Origin of the sequence: Rathayibacter sp. AY1C1 (assembly GCF_002932105.1) — a bacterium.
Classification (GTDB): Bacteria; Actinomycetota; Actinomycetes; order Actinomycetales; family Microbacteriaceae; genus Rathayibacter.
The window spans coordinates 39,178-54,979 of sequence record NZ_PSWH01000024.1 but is presented as its reverse complement, the minus strand read 5'-3'; the positions used below and the strand labels follow the sequence as shown (position 1 = coordinate 54,979).

Genomic DNA, 15,802 nt, shown 5'->3' with positions numbered 1-15,802 from the left:
CTCCCGCCCGTCGGTCGCGTCTGTCCGGCCCCGCGCCCCCTGTCTCTTCCGCCCGTCCCGTCCCGTCCCAGGAGGACCGATGCCGTCCCGCTCCGCCCGCACCACCGGGATCGTCCTCGCCGCCCTCGGACTCGTCGCCGTCGTCCTCGCGATCGTGCTGCTCGTCCGGCCCGCCGGCGGGGGAGCGCCCGGCGCAGCCACGGCGTCCGCGGGCCCGTCCTCGGCGCCGTCCGGGACCGCTCCGGCGACGTCCGCCGCTCCCGGCTCCGCGGAGGCGGCCGACGGCGCCGCCGCCCCCGCACCGACGGTCTCCGCCGCTCCGTCCGGCACCGAGCCGGGCACCGGATCCGATGCTCCTCCCGCGATCGTCTCCTTCGCCTCCACCCCCGCCTCCGTCGACTGCGAGGGCGACCGCACCGCCTCCGTCCCGCTCGCCCTGTCGTGGGAGACGAGCGGAGGTGCCACCGCCCGCCTGGCCGTCGGTACCACCGACGCGAGCGCGGGCGAGCCCGTCGACCTCGCGGCGTCCGGCTACACCGCCGTCACCGCCGTCTGCCGCGACTCCGAGACCCTGATCACCCTCGCCGTCCTCGCTCCCGACGGCACCACCGCCCAGCGCACCCTCGTCGTCCCCGCCTCCTGAACCGCTCCGCCCGCGCGGAGGCGGTCACGGAGGCGTCGAGCGGCCCCGGCACGGCAGAATGGGACACGATGACCTCCACACCCCCTCCGCTCGGCCTGCTCCTCGACGTCGACGGGCCCATCGCGAGCCCCGTCACGCGCACGATCTCGATCCCCGAGATCGCCGACGACCTCGTCACCCTGGCCAACGCCGGCATCCCGATCGTGTTCAACACGGGCCGCTCCGACGCGTTCCTGCGCGAGCGGGTCCTGCCCGCGCTCCTCGAGCGCGGCGTCTCGGCCGAGGCCCGCATCGTCTGCGTCTGCGAGAAGGGCGCCGTCTGGTTCACCGTCGACTACCGCGGCACCTCGGAGCCGATCGTCGACGAGTCGCTCGCGATCCCCGAGCCGGTGGCCCGCGACCTCGAGCGGATGATCCGCTCCGACTACGACGACCTGGTCTTCTTCGACGAGACCAAGCGCGCCATGGTCTCGGCCGAGCAGCTGGTCGACCTGCCGAGCGAGGACTACCTCGAGCGCCAGCTCGTGTTCGACGCCGACGCCCTGCAGATCATGACCGCCGCGGGCCTCGGAGTCGAGCGCCGCGGCATCCGGTACCCGAACGAGGAGGGGACGGTCGACTTCCGCATCGACCCGACCGTCATCTCGACCGACATCGAGTCGAACCGGCTCGGCAAGGACCTCGGCGCCCAGCGCGCCGTGGAGCTGCTCGGAGCGACCGGCGCGATCCCGCAGCGCTGGCGCACGGTCGGCGACTCCCGGAGCGACTACGCGATGGCCGACTGGCTGTTCGAGCACGCCTACGACGTCGCCCACGTCGACGTGCGGCCCACAGAGGGCGTGCCCGAGAAGCCCTACCCGGTCCTCGTCGTCGACGGAGCCGTGAACGACGCGGCCGGCGCCGCCGTGCTCCGCCGCTGGACGGAGCTCGTCGCCGACGAGACGACGCCCGAGGTCGGCGGCGCGATCTCGCTCCATGCCCGGAGCTGATCCGCAACCCTCGTCCCTCGTCGCTCAGGCCCGTTAGCGTTCGAGCATGAGAATCGCAGTCACCGGTGGATCCGGCAAGCTCGGCCGCCACGTCGTCACCCGCCTCCGCGCTTCCGGGCACGAGGTCTTCAACCTGGACCGCGCGGGGGACCGCGGCGCGGGCTTCGTCCGCATCGACATCGCCGACTACGGCCAGGTCGTGGACGCGCTGCAGTCGGTGAACGACCAGTACGAGGGCATCGACGCGCTCGTGCACCTCGCCGCGATACCCGCGCCGGGCCTCGTGCCCGACGTCGCCACGTTCCACAACAACATGATCGCGACGTTCAACGCCTTCCACGGAGCGATCCGTGCCGGCATCCGCAACGTCGTCTACGCCTCCAGCGAGACCGTGCTGGGCCTGCCCTTCGACGTCCCGCCGCCCTACATCCCGGTCGACGAGCAGTACCCGGCGCGCCCGGAGTCGGTCTACTCGCTCACCAAGCACCTCGAGGAGCAGATGGCGATCGAGCTGTGCCGCTGGCACCCGGACCTGAAGATCACGGGCCTGCGCTTCTCGAACGTCATGGACGAGGCCGACTACGCCGAGTTCCCGTCGTTCGACTCCGACGCGCTGCTGCGCAAGTGGAACCTCTGGGGCTACATCGACGGACGCGACGGAGCGCAGGCGGTCGAGAAGGCGCTGCTCGCCGAGACGACCGGGTTCGACCGCTTCATCATCGCCGCGGCCGACACCGTGATGACGCGCCCCAACGCCGAGCTGGTGGCCGAGGTGTTCCCCGGCGTCGAGCTGCGCGGCGACCTCGGGACAACCGGCACCCTGCTCTCGATCGACCACGCCCGCGAGGTCCTCGGCTACGCCCCCGAGCACTCCTGGCGCGACTCGCAGCAGGGCTGACCCGCGGGCCCGGCGCATCGGGATCCGCGCTGTTCGTCGGTGGGGTGGATCCCGATACGCGGGCTGCGCCCGCTCCTCGATCAGCAGGGGTGCGGTCGGCCCGTGACCGTGCCGGTCGAGGAGCGGCAGCGCGGCGTCTCGAGACCCGCCCTGTTCGTGCGCGGCTCGGCTCGCCGCCCCACGCACGAGCGCGCCCGGTCCGCAGGATGACTGCAGGCCGGGCGCGCTCCGTGGAGCCGAGGATCAGCTCGGGATGTAGTTGAAGGTGTCGGGGTCGGGGCCGGTGCGGTGGCCGCGGTCGAGCGCCGTGATGTCGGTCATCGCCTCGTCGTCGAGCTCGAAGTCGAAGAGGGCGAAGTTCTCCTCCACGCGCTTGCGGGTGACCGACTTCGGGAAGACGATGTCGCCGCGCTGGATGTGCCAGCGGAGCACGACCTGCGCCGGGCTGCGGTCGACGTTCCGCGCGATGCGGGTGATGGTGTCGTCGTCGAGGACGAGGCCCTGCGCGATCGGCGACCAGGCCTCGGTCGCGATGCCGTGCTCGGTGCCGTAGGCGCGGAGCTCCTGCTGCACGAGGTAGGGGTGCACCTCGATCTGGTTCACGGCCGGGACGATGGTCGCCTCGGCGCGGAGCCGGTTGAGGTGGTTGGTCTGGAAGTTGGAGACGCCGATGGCCTTCGCCTTGCCGCTGCGGTAGATCTCCTCCATCGCCTTCCAGGTCTCCAGGTAGTCGCCCACGTTCGGGAGCGGCCAGTGGATGAGGAACAGGTCGACGTAGTCGAACTTCAGCTCGCCGAGGGTGACGTCGATCGCGGCGAGAGCGTCCTCGCGGGCGTGGAAGCCGTTGTTGAGCTTGCTGGTCACGAAGACCTCGGACCGGTCGAGGCCGGAGGCGCGGACGGCCTCGCCGACGCCCGCCTCGTTGCCGTACATCTCGGCGGTGTCGATGTGGCGGTAGCCGACCTCGAGGGCCGCCAGGGTCGCGTCCTTGGTCTCGGCCGGGTCGATCTGGAACACGCCGAAGCCCAGCTGCGGGATCTCCACGCCGTTGTTCAGGGTGATCGTGGGGACCGTTGCGGTGTCGTCGCTCATGAGCGAGTACGTCCTTTCGTCGGGGCGAGGGCGCAGTGGAGCCGCGCCGTCGTGCCTCCAGTCCATCGCCTGCGGCTCCCAGCATCAACCCCTTGCGCGCTCGGCGGACATCCAGCTTCCCCGCGGAGGAGGAGTCGGATCCCCCGACCACCGGTGTGCCCTCCCGGGAACGCCGAAGGCCCCCGGCACGGATGCCGGGGGCCTTCGGGGAGCGCGACTTACGCGCGGGACTTGCGGCCGACGATCGCGCCGTAGATGAGGAGGACGACGATCGCACCGACGACGGAGACGATGATGCTCACGATGTTGATGCCGTTGACGGCGTCCTGGATGCCGAACAGCGTGCTGAGGAAGCCGCCGAGCAGCGCGCCCACGATGCCGAGGACGATCGTGATGATCCATCCGCCGCCCTGCTTGCCCGGGAGGATGAGCTTGGCGAGCGCCCCGGCGATGAGGCCGAGGATGATCCAGCTGATGATGCCCATGATGTTTCTCCTTCAGTTCGTGCTCGATCGGCCGTTCCGATGCGAGCGGAGACACCGGCGGGCCGGTGTCCGGTGAGTCGTGGAAGCGGGGGTCAGCGGAGGCGGCGCTGCACCTTGTCGCGGGCCTTGCTCGCGATGGCGGTGAGCTGCTTGGCCTCGCGCTTGGAGGTCTTCTTGAGCTTCTTGCGGGTCTTCTTCGTGGCCGGGTCGTTCCACACGCCGAGTGCGAGGTGGCGCAGCTCTTCGTAGCGGCCACGGCCGGCGCGGGAGCCGAACACGTAGGCGGTGAAGGCGACCAGTGCCAGCAGGACGAGGCGGGGATTCATGCGGTGACCCTTCCATCGGAGAGCACCGGGTCGTGCTCGACACCCATTTGACTCTCCTGCGCAATCCGTGACAAACCACGGCCCGACCATTGACAGGGACCCCTCGCATCGTGTTCCGCGTGCGCGTGTACCCGATTCAGCCGCAGGCCGGAGACGTCTCGGACGGGAAGCGAGCGTTGAGGTAGTGGCCGTAGCCGCCCTCGACCCGGTTGTCGCGGCGGCCGGAGGTGACCACCTCGCCGCGGTCCGTCGCTCCGACCCGGGCGCCGCTCGCGCGCAGCCGCTCGACGAGCAGGACGTCCTCGTGCAGCGGCTCCCGGCCGAAGCCGCCCGCCGCGAGGTATGCGCTCGCGCGGACGCCGAGGTTCGCGCCGTGGATGCTGCCGATCGACTCCTCCCGCGCGCGGACGTCTCGCCAGCGCGAGTAGGCACCGGGGGAGAGGTCGGCCGGGTCGGGCCGGACCGTGCCGAGCAGCGCGTCGTGCCGTCGGGAGTGCTCGACGTGGGCGGCCAGCCAGTCGCGGGGGACCACGGTGTCGGCGTCGGTGTTGGCGATCCACACCTGCTCGAGCGGAGCGGTGACGGAGGAGAGGGCGTGCGCGATCCCGGCGGAGCGGGCGGCGCCGACTCCGCAGCGGGCGAGCTCCAGCACCTCGGCGCCGGCGGCACGGGCCCGCTCGACGGTCGCGTCGGAGCAGCCGTCCGCGGCGACCACGAGGCGCATCCCGATTCCGGGCGCCCGATGGGCGAGGTGGGTCGCGCTCGCCCGGACGGAGGCGATCAGGCCGCCGATCCGCTCCTCCTCGTCGAGGGCCGGGACGACGACCAGCACCTGCGCGAGCCGGCTCACACCAGCCCCGTCCGGCGGGCGACCGAGCGGGAGTCGCGGGCGTGGACCTCGAGCAGGACGTCCTCCTCCTCGTGGCGGGCGAGGCGGTGCAGGCCCAGCTCCGCCACGGCGGACTGCACGGCGTCGCCGTCCAAAGCGAGCCCCTCGATCGGATGCCGCCAGTGCACGGTGACGAGCTCCCCCGCGGGGGCGAGGGCGTCGCGGATGGTGCGCAGCACGCCGGGGAGGGCGTCGCCGAGGTAGTAGCCGACCTCCGAGAGCACGACCAGGTCGAACGGACCCTCGGGCACGCCGCGGGTGATGTCGTGGTGCTCGACCCGCACGTGCTCGAGCGGAGCGAGGCGGCGGGCGGCGCGCTCGACGGCGGCGCTCGACACGTCGATCGCCAGCAGGCGGTCGGCCCGGTCGGCCAGCGCCTCGGCCAGCACGCCGATCGAGGCGCCGATCTCCAGCACGGAGCCGTAGCGCTGCTCCGGCAGGCTCGCGAGGGTCAGGGCGCGCTTGCGCTGCTCGTACCAGCGGCTCGTGTACCCCCACGGGTCCTCGTGGCGGGCGTACAGCTCGTCGAAGTAGCTCATGCGATCCTCACCAGCCGGTCGTCCCCGGTGAAGGTGCGCAGGAAGAGCGGATGGAGCACCGGACCGGTCCCGTCGGGCGCGGGGCGGGTCTGGCTGGGGTAGCGGGAGCGGGCGCGGCGGGTGCGCTCGAGCAGCTCGTCGTCGAGCGGCAGGCGCACGAGATCGCCCCACGGCACCTCGGGGTCCTCCGGGTCCGCCCAGTGCCACAGCCAGATCGGCGCGGCGAGCAGCGGCTGCCCGCGCTCGCGCGCGACCTCCGCGCAGATCTCGCCGACCACGCGGTGGTCCCGGTGCCCGTCCCCGGTCCAGGTGGAGAGGAGCAGGACGGTCCCGGGGGCGCCGGCCGCCCGCTCGCGCACCTCGCGTGCGATGCGCTCGTGGTGCTCCGGGGTCGCCGAGTCCGGCACGTCGAGGAAGGCGAGCCCGATGCCGGGGCCGAGCTCCGCCAGTGCGTCCGAGGCCTCCCGCCGGCGCTCGGCGGCGAGGTCCGCGTCCCGCTCCCCGTGGGCCGCGGCTCCGTCGGTCACGACGACGACGTCGACCGCGATCCCGCGCCGACGCGCGAGCGCGATGGTGCCGCCGCAGCCGAGGGTCTCGTCGTCGGCATGCGCCACGACCACCAGGACGCGCCGGATCCCGTCGGGCAGGGTCAGCTCCGGGAGGCGGTCGCGGCGGCCGTCCGCGGTCCAGCGCTCGAGAGGAGTGCCTTCGAGGCGCCCGTCGAAGGGCCGGCTCACCAGGAGGCCGCCTCGCCCGAGGCGAGCACGGCGCGGCCGAGAGCGGCGTCGTCGCGCTCGGCGTGGTGCTGGCGGACGTAGAGCGCGAGGTCGGCGACGCGCTTGGCGTGCTCGGCGTCGAGGGCGAGCGGAGCCGGGCCGAGCGCGCGGCCGGCGCGGAGCAGGATCTCCTCGACCGCTCCGGCGACGCTCGCCCGCACGCGCTTGGCGAGCAGCGAGCCGCGGGGGCCGTCGGCCTCGCCCGCGTCGACCGCCGCGGCGACCTCGTCCAGTGCCCGGCGCGATGCGGAGAGCGCCGTGTCGATCGCTCCGAGGTGGGCCAGGAGGTGCGGGTCCTCGCGTCGGGCGGCCGCTGCCGCGACGGCGGCCGCGACTCCGAGGGCTCCGCCGTGCCAGCAGGCGGCGACGCCGATGCCGCCCCAGGCGAAGCCGGGTCGCGAGAGGTACCAGCCGGCGTCGCCCACGGGGACGGCGCGGGTGCCGGAGAAGCGGACCGGTCCGCTGGGCACCTCCGTCAGGCCCCGCGCGTGCCAGGCGTCCTGCTCCGGCGTCGCCGTCCCGTCGCGCAGCGCCACGGCGAAGAGGCGGCGCTCGCCGGAGCCGTTCCCCACGTGGGCGGTGACGAGGGCGGCGTCGAGGCGGTCGGCCAGCGAGCACCAGGGCTTCACTCCGTCGAGCAGCCAGTCGCCGTCGCTCTCGCGGGCGACCAGAGGATCCCCACCTCCCTCGGCCGCGAAGACCCCCCAGGCGGCGTCGGCGGCGACTCCGAGTCCGGACGGGTCGAGCTCCGCCTCGCCGAGGATCGCGAGAGCGTCGAGGTGCGGCTCCACCGCACGCGCGACGCCGAGGTCGTGCCGAGCGAGGCGCTCGAGGAGACCGTGCAGTTCGGCGGTGCGACCGGTGCCGGGCCGGAGCGCGTCGGCGCTCAGACCGCGCGCGAAGCCGAGCGCGCCGTCGACGTCGTGGGGGAGGAGAGAGGAGGAGTGCTGGTCCATCGCCTCCGAAACTACGCAGTCGAGCGGGCGGCGTCCGGCGATTGTCCCCGAACGGACGGGGTGCTAAGCGTCAGATGTCAAGGTCGTTGATCCTGTGCAGGAGAGAGGCGAAGAGCTCGACGTCGGCGAGCGCCCAGCTGCGCAGCTCCTCGTGCATCAGCGCCTGGTTCGAGCTGCGGATCTCGCGCAGCCGCGCGGCGGTCGCCGGAGTCACCGAGAGGATCGTGGCGCGGCCGTCCTGCGGGTCGGGGGTGCGCTCGAGGAAGCCGAGGCGGTCGAGCGCCGTGATCTGGCGGCTGAGCGCCGACTTGTCCATCTCGAGGAGCTCGGCCAGCACGCCCGAGTGCACGGGTCCGCGGCGCTCGAGCGCCGAGATCGTCTTGTAGCCCAGTGGCGTCAGCTCCGGGTGGAGACGCTCGGCGTAGGAGCGCATCGCCGCCCGCACACGGTTGAAGAGGGTGCTGAGCTCGCCCTCCACCGAGGCGATCGCGGAGTCGACGTCGCGGGCGGAGTCGGGGGTCGGGCCGGTCATGCCTCCAGCATCCCGCGCGAGGACCCTCCTCCTCGACTTGCGCCCGCGCGCCGCGATGACGTACGCTTCCCGAAGCCAAAGACCGCCGGTTTCCGGTGTGCGCACGAGCAGGGCCCCGGCCCCGCGGATCGCCACCGGACGAAGGATTCGCGAAGCGAATTGCCCGCGCAGGTGCACGAGTTCAGTTCCGCCTCACCGCGATCCCGAAGCTCCGCGCCCCTGTGCCGGAGCTTTTTTCTTTGCCTGCCTTCGGGCTACCGGCACGAGAATTCACAGGAGTAGCCATGGCGAACAAGGAAGCCTCGGTTGCCGAACTCACGGAGAAGTTCCAGAGCTCGACGGCCGTTCTGCTGACCGAGTACCGCGGTCTCACTGTTGCTCAGCTCAAGACGCTGCGCAAGGACATCAGTGAGCACGCAACCTACGCCGTGGTGAAGAACACGCTGACCAAGATCGCGGCGAACAACGCCGGTATCTCGTCCTTCGACGACGAGCTCGCTGGCCCCTCGGCCATCGCGTTCGTGCACGGCGACCCTGTCGCCGTCGCGAAGTCGCTGCGTGCCTTCGCCAAGGCAAACCCTCTCCTCGTGGTCAAGGGCGGTTACTTCGACGGTAACCCGCTGACCGCAGAAGAGGTGGGCAAGCTCGCCGACCTCGAGTCCCGCGAAGTTCTGCTCGGCAAGCTCGCCGGCGCCTTCAAGGCCTCGCTGTTCGGCGCCGCATATCTGTTCAACGCTCCGCTCTCGAAGGCCGTTCGCACGGTCGAGGCGCTGCGCGAGAAGCAGGAGTCCGCGAGCTGACGTCTTCCCCTTCCGGGAAGCAGTGCGCGCGCGGTTCGTAGACAAAGAAAAACAAGGAGAAAAATCATGGCAAAGCTCACGCAGGACGAGCTCATCGAGGCCTTCAAGGAGCTCACGCTCATCGAGCTCTCGGAGTTCGTCAAGAAGTTCGAAGAGGTCTTCGAGGTCACCGCTGCGGCGCCCGTCGCCGCCGCCGGTGTGGCCGGCCCGGCCGCCCCCGCCGAAGAGGTCGAGGAGCAGACCGAGTTCGACGTCGTGCTCGAGGCCGCCGGCGAGAAGAAGATCCAGGTCATCAAGGAGGTGCGCGCCCTCACCAGCCTCGGCCTCGGTGAGGCGAAGGCGCTCGTCGACGGTGCCCCCAAGGCGGTCCTCGAGGCCGTCAACAAGGAGACCGCCGAGAAGGCCAAGGCTCAGCTCGAGGGCGCCGGCGCGACCGTCACCGTCAAGTAATTCCCTTCACCCGTCGCGGGTGCCGGCTCCGGCCGGTCGCTCGTCGGGGTGATGCAGGCCCGCCTGCAGACGCAGGGCGTCGTCTCCTCGGAGGCGGCGCCCTTCGTCGTTCCCGGCCGTTCGAGGCACGCGCCCCTAGGATCGGAGCGTGACTGCTCACGATCTGCTCGCCGGGCTCCCCGCCCGCGACGTCCCGCCCAGCGAGGTCTCGCTCAGCGAGCTCCTGAGCGACTTCGTCTCGGTGACGCACCGGATCACCCGCCTCGCCGCCCAGGCGACCGGCAACCAGGAGTCGCAGGCCGTCTGGCGCACGCTCTCGGTGCTCCTCTCGATGGGCCCGATGCGCCTGGGGGAGCTCGCCTCCCAGAGCCGCGTCTCGCAGCCCACGATGACCAAGATCGTGAAGAACCTCGTCGAGACCGGCTGGCTCGACCGGATCGCCGATCCCCTCGACGCGCGCGCCTGGCAGATCCGCCTGGCTCCCGCCGGCGCGGACGCGCTGAACGCCTGGCGGACCGACCTCGGCGACGCGCTGACGCCGATCTTCGCCGATCTCACCCTCGAGGACCGCCGCGTCCTCGAGCGCGCCGTCGAGATCATGCACGAGCGCCTCGTCGTCGGCCCGCGGGACTGACCCCTCCCGCGCGGTTCCGCCGCGCGGCACACTGGTCGCGTGCAGATGCGACTCGAGCTCGTCCCCCTCCCCGTCGGCGACGTCGACCGCGCGGTCGCCTTCTACACGGAGGTGATGGGCTTCCACCTCGACCACGACGTGCGGCCCTCCGCCGCGATGCGCGTGGTCCAGCTCACCCCGCCCGGCTCGGCCTGCTCGATCGTGGTCGGCAGCGGGATGGGCCCCGGTCCGGAGGAGGGCGTCGTCCGCTCCCTCCACCTCGTCGTCGACAACATCGCCGCCGCTCGCGCGGAGCTCGTCGGCCGCTCGCTCGAGATCAGCGAGGTCCAGGACCTGGGCGGCGTGCAGTACGCGTACTTCGCCGATCCGGACGGCAACACCTGGGCGCTCCAGGAGATCGGGAGCAGGACGCCCCCGGAGTGAGTCAGTCCTCGGGCCAGCGGACCCGGGCGTCGACGTCGGGGTGCTTGCGCAGCCAGGCCGCGACGAAGGGGCAGCGCGGGACGACCGTGCCGCCCGCCTCCGTGATCGCGGTGACCGCGGCCCGCGAGAGGATGCTCCCGAGGCCGTGGCCCTCCCACGCGTCGTCGACGACGGTATGGGTGAGCGTCACCTCGTCGCCCTGACGGGTGTACGCGGCGAAGCCGGCCGGGGTGCCGCCGACCTCGATCACGAAGCGGGACCGCTCGGGGACGTCGCGGACGGTGGGGGTGTCGGAGTCGCTCATGCTCCGATTCTCGCCCCCCGCGGCGCCGAGGTGCTGGTGCGGATCACCAGCGAGGCGGGGATCAGCGTGTGGCGGGCCGGGGGAGGGGGCTCGCCGCGACCGAGGGCGGCCAGCGCGTCCAGCACCAGCGCGACTGCGAGCTCGCCCTGCTGGCGCGGGTCCTGGCGGATCGAGCTGAGACCGAAGAGCTCGGCGAGGGGGTGGTCGTCGATCCCGATGACGGAGACGTCCTCGGGCACCGAGAGGCCGAGCTCGCGCGCCGCGAGGATGATCCCGATCGCGATCTCATCGGAGGCGGCGAAGATCGCCGTCGGCCGGGTCCGCGGGTCGCCGAGGACCTGCCGTCCGGCGCTGTGCCCGCCGGGGATGTCGAAGGTGGTGGGCACGATGTCCTGCGCGCCCGGCTCGAGGCCGGCGGCCGCGAGCGCCTGGCGGAAGCCGTCGCGGCGCTGCGTGTGGACGTGGAAGTCCATCTCCTCCTCCGCGAGCCCGCCGATGTGGACGACCCGCTCGTGGCCGAGGGAGAGCAGGTGCTCCGTGGCGAGGCGGGAGGCGGCGACGTCGTCGATGCTGAAGGTGGGGATGCCGGGGAGCTCGCCGCCGATGCCGACGATGGGCTTGCCCAGGGCGAGGAGCGCCTCCGTCTCGTGCGGCGAGATCTCGAGCGTGACGGCGACGATCGCGTCGACGCGCTTGCGGACGAGGTAGTACTCGAACACGCTCCGGCGGGCGTCGAGGTGCTTGTCGATGTTGTAGAGGAGCAGGTCGTAGCCGGCGGCGAGCAGGGCGCGCTCGATGCCCTCGATGATCCCGGCGAAGAACCACTGGTTGATGATCGGGATGATCACGGCGATGTTGTTGCTGCGGCCGGTGACGAGGCTGGAGGCGTTGGCGGAGACGACGTAGCCCAGGCTCGTCGCGGCGCGCTCGACGCGCTGCTTCGTCCCCGCGGAGACGTAGCCCCGGCCGCTGAGCGCGCGCGAGACCGTCGCCTTCGACACTCCTGCGAGCTCGGCCACCTCTTCGATGCCTGGCACGGCGTTCCTCCCGACCGTCCGGCCTCGATGCTGGAAACGGTTCCAGGAAGTTATACCCCGCCCGGCGGCCGGGCGTCGCGCCGAGATCGATCTCCGCTCGGCCCCGGCCCCGCGATCGCTGTTCTGACGCCGAATCGTTATCTCAGAGAGCGCTCTATCACCGGCGTTGTGCTTTCATCGTTCTTGTGGAAAGGTTTCCCTCCGTGGGAGCCCACCCACACGAATCCGGTGATCCGCTCGGAGTTCCTCCTGGCATCGCCATCACCAGCATCCGAGTCGTCGCGGCACACGCTTCGAGCCGCCACAGCCTCCCGATTCCGATCGGCGAGGAGCGGCCTGCTCGGCTGGTTCCACCACTCAATGAGGAGGAAGAATGCGGTCATCCCTGCACCGCCGTATCACCGTCCCGGTCGCCGTTCTGGCAGCGGCCGGCATCGCACTCGCGGGCTGCTCCAGCAGCAATGACCCCAACGACCCGAACGCCGGCGGCGGCAGCTCGGCCGGCGCGGTCGGCACCGCCGACGGCGTCGTCAACGTCTACGGCACCATCAACGGCGACGAGGCCACCCTTCTCGAGCAGTCCTGGGCGGACTGGGAGAAGGAGAGCGGCATCGAGATCAAGTACACGGGCGACAAGGAGTTCGAGAAGCAGATCGGCATCAAGGTCCAGGGTGGCGACACCCCCGACCTCGCGATCTTCCCGCAGCCGGGTCTGCTCGCCGACACCGTCGCCTCCGGCAAGGTGCAGGAGCTCCCCGAGGGCGCCCTCGCCAACGTCAAGCAGAACTGGTCCGAGGACTGGCAGAAGTACGGCCAGGTCGACGGCACCCAGTACGGCGCGCCGCTGATGGCGTCGGTCAAGGGCTACATCTGGTACTCCCCGGCCAAGTTCAAGGAGTGGGGCGTCTCCGTTCCCACGACGTGGGACGAGATGGAGGCGCTCGGCAAGACGATCGCCGAGAAGACCGGCGGACCGTCCTGGTGCGCGGGCTTCAACTCCGGTGAGGCCTCCGGCTGGCCCGGAACCGACTGGATCGAGGACGCCGTCCTCCGCGAGGCCGGCCCCGACGTCTACGACTCCTGGGTCGCGGGCGACACCCCCTTCACCGACCCGGCCATCAAGTCCGCGTTCGACTCCGTCGGATCGATCCTCCTCGACCCGACCCTCGTCAACGCCGGCTACGGCGACGTGAAGTCGATCAACTCCACCGCCTTCGGCGACGTCGCCCAGAACATGGCGAACGGCACCTGCGCGCTGACCCACCAGGCCTCGTTCTTCGAGGGCTTCCTGACCTCGGCCGGCGCCAACGTGGCCGAGGACGGCGACGTGTGGGCCTTCCTCACCCCGCCGGTCAAGGCCGACGACGCCCAGGCCGTCACCGGTGGTGGCGAGATGGTCGCCGCGTTCTCGAACGACGAGGACACCGCGAAGGTCCAGGAGTACCTGGCCAGCGCCGACTGGGCCAACAGCCGCGTCTCCCTTGGCGGCGTCATCTCCGCGAACACCGGTCTCGACCCGGCCAACGCGGGCAGCGACGTCCTGAAGGACTCCATCGCGATCCTCCAGAACCCGGACACCACGTTCCGCTTCGACGCGTCCGACCTCATGCCGAAGGCAGTGGGCTCGGACAGCTTCTTCAAGGGCATGGTCGACTGGATCGACGGCACGAGCACCGACCAGGCGCTCGAGGAGATCCAGGCCGGCTACACCTCCTAGCAGCGGAGCAGAGCCGCCGCTCCCGAGTGGCGGCTCAGCTGTGACGGCCCGGCCCCCGAATCCACGGATCCCGGGGCCGGGCCCCTCCTGAGTCCAGAGTCGCACTCGAAAGGGCGTCCATGTCCCCCATCACCATCTCGGGGTTCTTCCAATGGCTGGCGGGAATCCCGCCGCTCGCGCAGATCCCGCTCATCCTCCTGGCCTTCGCGGCCGTGGTGGCGCTCATCCTCTTCTTCGTCGAGATCGCGCCCCGCCGCGGCACCGGCTACACGGTCCTCCGGCTCGCGGTGACGGTCGTCCTGCCGGTCGTCCTCCTGCTGGTCTTCGGCCTCTACAACTCCGTCCTCTGGGTCGCGGTGGTGGCCGCCGTCATCGGCGGCGCGCTGTTCCTGCTCGACTTCCGGTCCCGCAAAGGCGCGGGCTACGGACTCCAGCTCATCGCGTTCATGGCACCGGCCGCCTTCTTCATCCTCATCGGCCTGATCTACCCGACGATCACGACGGCCATCAACGCGTTCATGAAGAACGACGGCTCCGGATTCGCCGGCATCGACAACTTCGTCTGGGTCTTCACCAGCCCCGACGGCATCACCGCCTTCCTCAACACGGTGGTCTGGGTGCTCCTGGCCCCGATCACGGCGACCGCGATCGGTCTCGCCTACGCGGTCTTCATCGACAAGAGCCGCGGCGAGAAGTTCTTCAAGCTGCTGGTCTTCATGCCGATGGCGATCTCGTTCGTCGGCGCGTCGATCATCTTCAAGTTCTTCTACGACGTGCGCCAGGGCGAGCAGATCGGCCTCCTCAACGGCATCCTCACCGCCTTCGGCGCCCCGCCGGTCGACTGGCTGGGACTCGAGCCGTGGAACACGCTGTTCCTCGTCGTCGTCCTCATCTGGACCCAGGCCGGATTCGCCATGACGGTGCTCTCCGCCGCCATCAAGGGCGTCCCCTCCGAGCAGCTCGAAGCGGCCTCGCTCGACGGCACCAGCGCGTGGCAGTCCTTCTGGAACGTCACCGTCCCCGGCATCCGCTCCTCGATCGTGGTCGTCCTCACGACGATCTCGATCGCGTCGCTGAAGGTCTTCGACATCGTCTCGGCGATGACCGGCGGCCGCTCCGACACCACGGTCCTCGCGTTCGAGATGGTCCGCCAGTTCCAGCTCGGCGCCCGCAGCGGCTACAGCGCGGCCCTCGCGGTCATCCTGTTCCTGCTCGTGCTCCCGATCGTCGTCTACAACGCCCGCCAGCTCGCCAAGCAGAGGGAGATCCGATGAGCGTCACGCCCACTCCGATCCAGGTTCCGGTCGACCGCAGCACCGAGCGCGCGCTCGCCCGCGGCGAGTCCAGGATCGAGGCGGCCAGCGGCAAGGTGAAGAAGGCGGCGACGTCGCGCGGCGCCACTCTCGCCGCGCTGATCATCGCCGTCATCTGGACCGTCCCCACCCTCGGCCTGTTCATCTCGTCGTTCCGCCCCGCGAACGACATCAAGACGACCGGCTGGTGGACGATCTTCGCCAACCCCGGCTTCACCCTCGACAACTACGCGAACGCGCTCAACTCGGGCGACAGCCTGACCCTGGGCAAGGCGTTCGTGAACTCGCTGGTCATCACGCTGCCGGCGGCGCTGATCCCGATCACGATCGCCAGCCTCGCCGCCTACGCGTTCGCCTGGATCGACTTCAAGGGCCGCAACACGCTCTTCGTCCTCGTGTTCTCGCTCCAGATCGTCCCCATCCAGATGGCGCTCGTGCCGCTGCTGCAGCTGTTCTCGGACGGCCTGCGCATCGGAGGGCTCTACATCCTCCCCGGCCTCGGGGTGAACGGGTTGGACGGCTCCTACGCGAAGGTGTGGATCGCGCACACGATCTTCGCGCTCCCGCTCGCGATCTTCATGCTCCACAACTTCATCTCCGAGATCCCCGGCGAGGTCATCGAAGCGGCACGAGTGGACGGCGCCGGACACGGCCAGATCTTCTTCCGCATCGTGCTCCCGCTCTCGGTCCCCGCCATCGCCTCCTTCGGCATCTTCCAGTTCCTCTGGGTCTGGAACGACCTGCTGGTCGCGACGGTCTTCACCTCCGGACAGGGGCTGCCGATCACGAAGGCGCTGCAGGACCTCACCGGCTCCTACGGCCAATCGTGGGAGCTGCTCACGGCCGGCGCGTTCATCTCGATCATCGTGCCGCTCATCGTGTTCTTCTCCCTCCAGAGGTTCTTCGTCCGCGGCCTCCTCGCCGGCGCCACCAAGGGCTGACGACCCGCGGGGGTGCCGTGGGCGGCGTTGTCGTCGTCGGCGGTAGCTCCGCTACAGC

General features: G+C 71.0%; 20 protein-coding genes. 10 read left to right on the top strand and 10 right to left on the bottom strand.

Annotated features, from left to right (window positions below):
* Window positions 1-79: 79 nt before the first annotated feature.
* From C5C71_RS12060 to C5C71_RS12050, 3 genes are all read left to right on the top strand, one after another.
* Entirely contained in the window at window positions 80-643 is a 564-nt protein-coding gene (locus C5C71_RS12060; protein ID WP_104337764.1) for a hypothetical protein, read from the top strand.
* 68 nt (window positions 644-711) lie between these two features.
* Window positions 712-1,632: a hypothetical protein gene (locus C5C71_RS12055; protein WP_104337763.1), complete on the top strand. Its 921-nt coding sequence runs from the start codon at window positions 712-714 to the stop codon at window positions 1,630-1,632.
* A gap of 46 nt (window positions 1,633-1,678) precedes the next feature.
* A complete protein-coding gene (locus tag C5C71_RS12050; RefSeq protein WP_104227477.1) occupies window positions 1,679-2,530 on the top strand; it encodes an NAD(P)-dependent oxidoreductase in 852 nt (283 codons plus the stop codon).
* A 243-nt stretch (window positions 2,531-2,773) separates the two neighbouring features.
* On the opposite strand, the gene C5C71_RS12045 is transcribed toward C5C71_RS12050, so the two are convergent.
* From C5C71_RS12045 to C5C71_RS12010, 8 genes are all read right to left on the bottom strand, one after another.
* The gene (locus tag C5C71_RS12045; protein ID WP_104224329.1) at window positions 2,774-3,622 is read right to left on the bottom strand and encodes an aldo/keto reductase; all 849 of its coding nucleotides are present in this window, start codon (window positions 3,620-3,622) and stop codon (window positions 2,774-2,776) included.
* Window positions 3,623-3,840: 218 nt separating this feature from the next.
* Window positions 3,841-4,107: a GlsB/YeaQ/YmgE family stress response membrane protein gene (locus tag C5C71_RS12040; protein WP_104224330.1), complete on the bottom strand. Its 267-nt coding sequence runs from the start codon at window positions 4,105-4,107 to the stop codon at window positions 3,841-3,843.
* 92 nt (window positions 4,108-4,199) lie between these two features.
* The gene (locus C5C71_RS12035) at window positions 4,200-4,433 is read right to left on the bottom strand and encodes a hypothetical protein (protein ID WP_104227476.1); all 234 of its coding nucleotides are present in this window, start codon (window positions 4,431-4,433) and stop codon (window positions 4,200-4,202) included.
* A 136-nt stretch (window positions 4,434-4,569) separates the two neighbouring features.
* Window positions 4,570-5,283, bottom strand: coding sequence for a glycosyltransferase family 2 protein (locus tag C5C71_RS12030; protein WP_104337762.1), 714 nt, complete (start codon window positions 5,281-5,283; stop codon window positions 4,570-4,572).
* Window positions 5,280-5,861, bottom strand: coding sequence for a class I SAM-dependent methyltransferase (locus tag C5C71_RS12025; RefSeq protein ID WP_104234596.1), 582 nt, complete (start codon window positions 5,859-5,861; stop codon window positions 5,280-5,282). Before C5C71_RS12025 ends, C5C71_RS12030 begins: the two co-directional genes overlap by 4 nt.
* Window positions 5,858-6,598, bottom strand: a complete 741-nt coding sequence (locus C5C71_RS12020) for a PIG-L deacetylase family protein (RefSeq protein WP_160033802.1) — start codon at window positions 6,596-6,598, stop codon at window positions 5,858-5,860. Before C5C71_RS12020 ends, C5C71_RS12025 begins: the two co-directional genes overlap by 4 nt.
* Entirely contained in the window at window positions 6,595-7,593 is a 999-nt protein-coding gene (locus C5C71_RS12015) for an acyl-CoA/acyl-ACP dehydrogenase (protein WP_104337761.1), read from the bottom strand. The genes C5C71_RS12020 and C5C71_RS12015 overlap by 4 nt, the downstream gene beginning before the upstream one ends.
* Before the next feature lie 70 nt (window positions 7,594-7,663).
* Complete coding sequence (locus tag C5C71_RS12010) at window positions 7,664-8,125, bottom strand: MarR family winged helix-turn-helix transcriptional regulator (protein ID WP_104224334.1); 462 nt, start codon at window positions 8,123-8,125, stop codon at window positions 7,664-7,666.
* Window positions 8,126-8,409: 284 nt separating this feature from the next.
* On the opposite strand from C5C71_RS12010, the gene rplJ reads away from it, so the two are divergent.
* The 4 genes from rplJ to C5C71_RS11990 all read left to right on the top strand — a co-directional run bounded on the left by rplJ (window position 8,410) and on the right by C5C71_RS11990 (window position 10,432).
* The gene (rplJ, locus tag C5C71_RS12005) at window positions 8,410-8,925 is read left to right on the top strand and encodes a 50S ribosomal protein L10 (RefSeq protein ID WP_055791018.1); all 516 of its coding nucleotides are present in this window, start codon (window positions 8,410-8,412) and stop codon (window positions 8,923-8,925) included.
* A gap of 66 nt (window positions 8,926-8,991) precedes the next feature.
* Entirely contained in the window at window positions 8,992-9,375 is a 384-nt protein-coding gene (rplL, locus tag C5C71_RS12000; RefSeq protein WP_104224335.1) for a 50S ribosomal protein L7/L12, read from the top strand.
* A 148-nt stretch (window positions 9,376-9,523) separates the two neighbouring features.
* Window positions 9,524-10,009: a MarR family winged helix-turn-helix transcriptional regulator gene (locus C5C71_RS11995; RefSeq protein WP_258059518.1), complete on the top strand. Its 486-nt coding sequence runs from the start codon at window positions 9,524-9,526 to the stop codon at window positions 10,007-10,009.
* A 39-nt stretch (window positions 10,010-10,048) separates the two neighbouring features.
* Entirely contained in the window at window positions 10,049-10,432 is a 384-nt protein-coding gene (locus tag C5C71_RS11990; RefSeq protein WP_181065703.1) for a VOC family protein, read from the top strand.
* 1 nt (window position 10,433) lies between these two features.
* On the opposite strand, the gene C5C71_RS11985 is transcribed toward C5C71_RS11990, so the two are convergent.
* Together C5C71_RS11985 and C5C71_RS11980 are read right to left on the bottom strand one after the other, a co-directional pair.
* The gene (locus C5C71_RS11985) at window positions 10,434-10,736 is read right to left on the bottom strand and encodes a GNAT family N-acetyltransferase (protein WP_104273430.1); all 303 of its coding nucleotides are present in this window, start codon (window positions 10,734-10,736) and stop codon (window positions 10,434-10,436) included.
* Entirely contained in the window at window positions 10,733-11,773 is a 1,041-nt protein-coding gene (locus C5C71_RS11980) for a LacI family DNA-binding transcriptional regulator (protein WP_104224337.1), read from the bottom strand. Before C5C71_RS11980 ends, C5C71_RS11985 begins: the two co-directional genes overlap by 4 nt.
* Before the next feature lie 373 nt (window positions 11,774-12,146).
* Here C5C71_RS11980 and C5C71_RS11975 point away from each other — a divergent pair, with 373 nt between their 5' ends.
* From C5C71_RS11975 to C5C71_RS11965, 3 genes are all read left to right on the top strand, one after another.
* Window positions 12,147-13,490 (top strand): ABC transporter substrate-binding protein, encoded by a 1,344-nt coding sequence (locus C5C71_RS11975; protein WP_104337759.1) that lies wholly within the window; start codon window positions 12,147-12,149, stop codon window positions 13,488-13,490.
* 119 nt (window positions 13,491-13,609) lie between these two features.
* On the top strand, window positions 13,610-14,764 hold the full coding sequence (locus tag C5C71_RS11970) for a carbohydrate ABC transporter permease (protein ID WP_181027270.1): 1,155 nt from the start codon (window positions 13,610-13,612) through the stop codon (window positions 14,762-14,764).
* The gene (locus C5C71_RS11965) at window positions 14,761-15,744 is read left to right on the top strand and encodes a carbohydrate ABC transporter permease (RefSeq protein WP_104337758.1); all 984 of its coding nucleotides are present in this window, start codon (window positions 14,761-14,763) and stop codon (window positions 15,742-15,744) included. Before C5C71_RS11970 ends, C5C71_RS11965 begins: the two co-directional genes overlap by 4 nt.
* Window positions 15,745-15,802 lie beyond the last annotated feature (58 nt).

Coding starts and splice junctions, on each gene's coding strand:
- C5C71_RS12060 (WP_104337764.1), top strand. CDS start 80: ATGCCGTCCCGCTCCGCCCGCACCACCGGGATCGTCCTCGCCGCCCTC.
- C5C71_RS12055 (WP_104337763.1), top strand. CDS start 712: ATGACCTCCACACCCCCTCCGCTCGGCCTGCTCCTCGACGTCGACGGG.
- C5C71_RS12050 (WP_104227477.1), top strand. CDS start 1,679: ATGAGAATCGCAGTCACCGGTGGATCCGGCAAGCTCGGCCGCCACGTC.
- C5C71_RS12045 (WP_104224329.1), bottom strand. CDS start 3,622: ATGAGCGACGACACCGCAACGGTCCCCACGATCACCCTGAACAACGGC.
- C5C71_RS12040 (WP_104224330.1), bottom strand. CDS start 4,107: ATGGGCATCATCAGCTGGATCATCCTCGGCCTCATCGCCGGGGCGCTC.
- C5C71_RS12035 (WP_104227476.1), bottom strand. CDS start 4,433: ATGAATCCCCGCCTCGTCCTGCTGGCACTGGTCGCCTTCACCGCCTAC.
- C5C71_RS12025 (WP_104234596.1), bottom strand. CDS start 5,861: ATGAGCTACTTCGACGAGCTGTACGCCCGCCACGAGGACCCGTGGGGG.
- C5C71_RS12015 (WP_104337761.1), bottom strand. CDS start 7,593: ATGGACCAGCACTCCTCCTCTCTCCTCCCCCACGACGTCGACGGCGCG.
- C5C71_RS12010 (WP_104224334.1), bottom strand. CDS start 8,125: ATGACCGGCCCGACCCCCGACTCCGCCCGCGACGTCGACTCCGCGATC.
- rplJ (WP_055791018.1), top strand. CDS start 8,410: ATGGCGAACAAGGAAGCCTCGGTTGCCGAACTCACGGAGAAGTTCCAG.
- rplL (WP_104224335.1), top strand. CDS start 8,992: ATGGCAAAGCTCACGCAGGACGAGCTCATCGAGGCCTTCAAGGAGCTC.
- C5C71_RS11985 (WP_104273430.1), bottom strand. CDS start 10,736: ATGAGCGACTCCGACACCCCCACCGTCCGCGACGTCCCCGAGCGGTCC.
- C5C71_RS11975 (WP_104337759.1), top strand. CDS start 12,147: ATGCGGTCATCCCTGCACCGCCGTATCACCGTCCCGGTCGCCGTTCTG.
- C5C71_RS11970 (WP_181027270.1), top strand. CDS start 13,610: ATGTCCCCCATCACCATCTCGGGGTTCTTCCAATGGCTGGCGGGAATC.
- C5C71_RS11965 (WP_104337758.1), top strand. CDS start 14,761: ATGAGCGTCACGCCCACTCCGATCCAGGTTCCGGTCGACCGCAGCACC.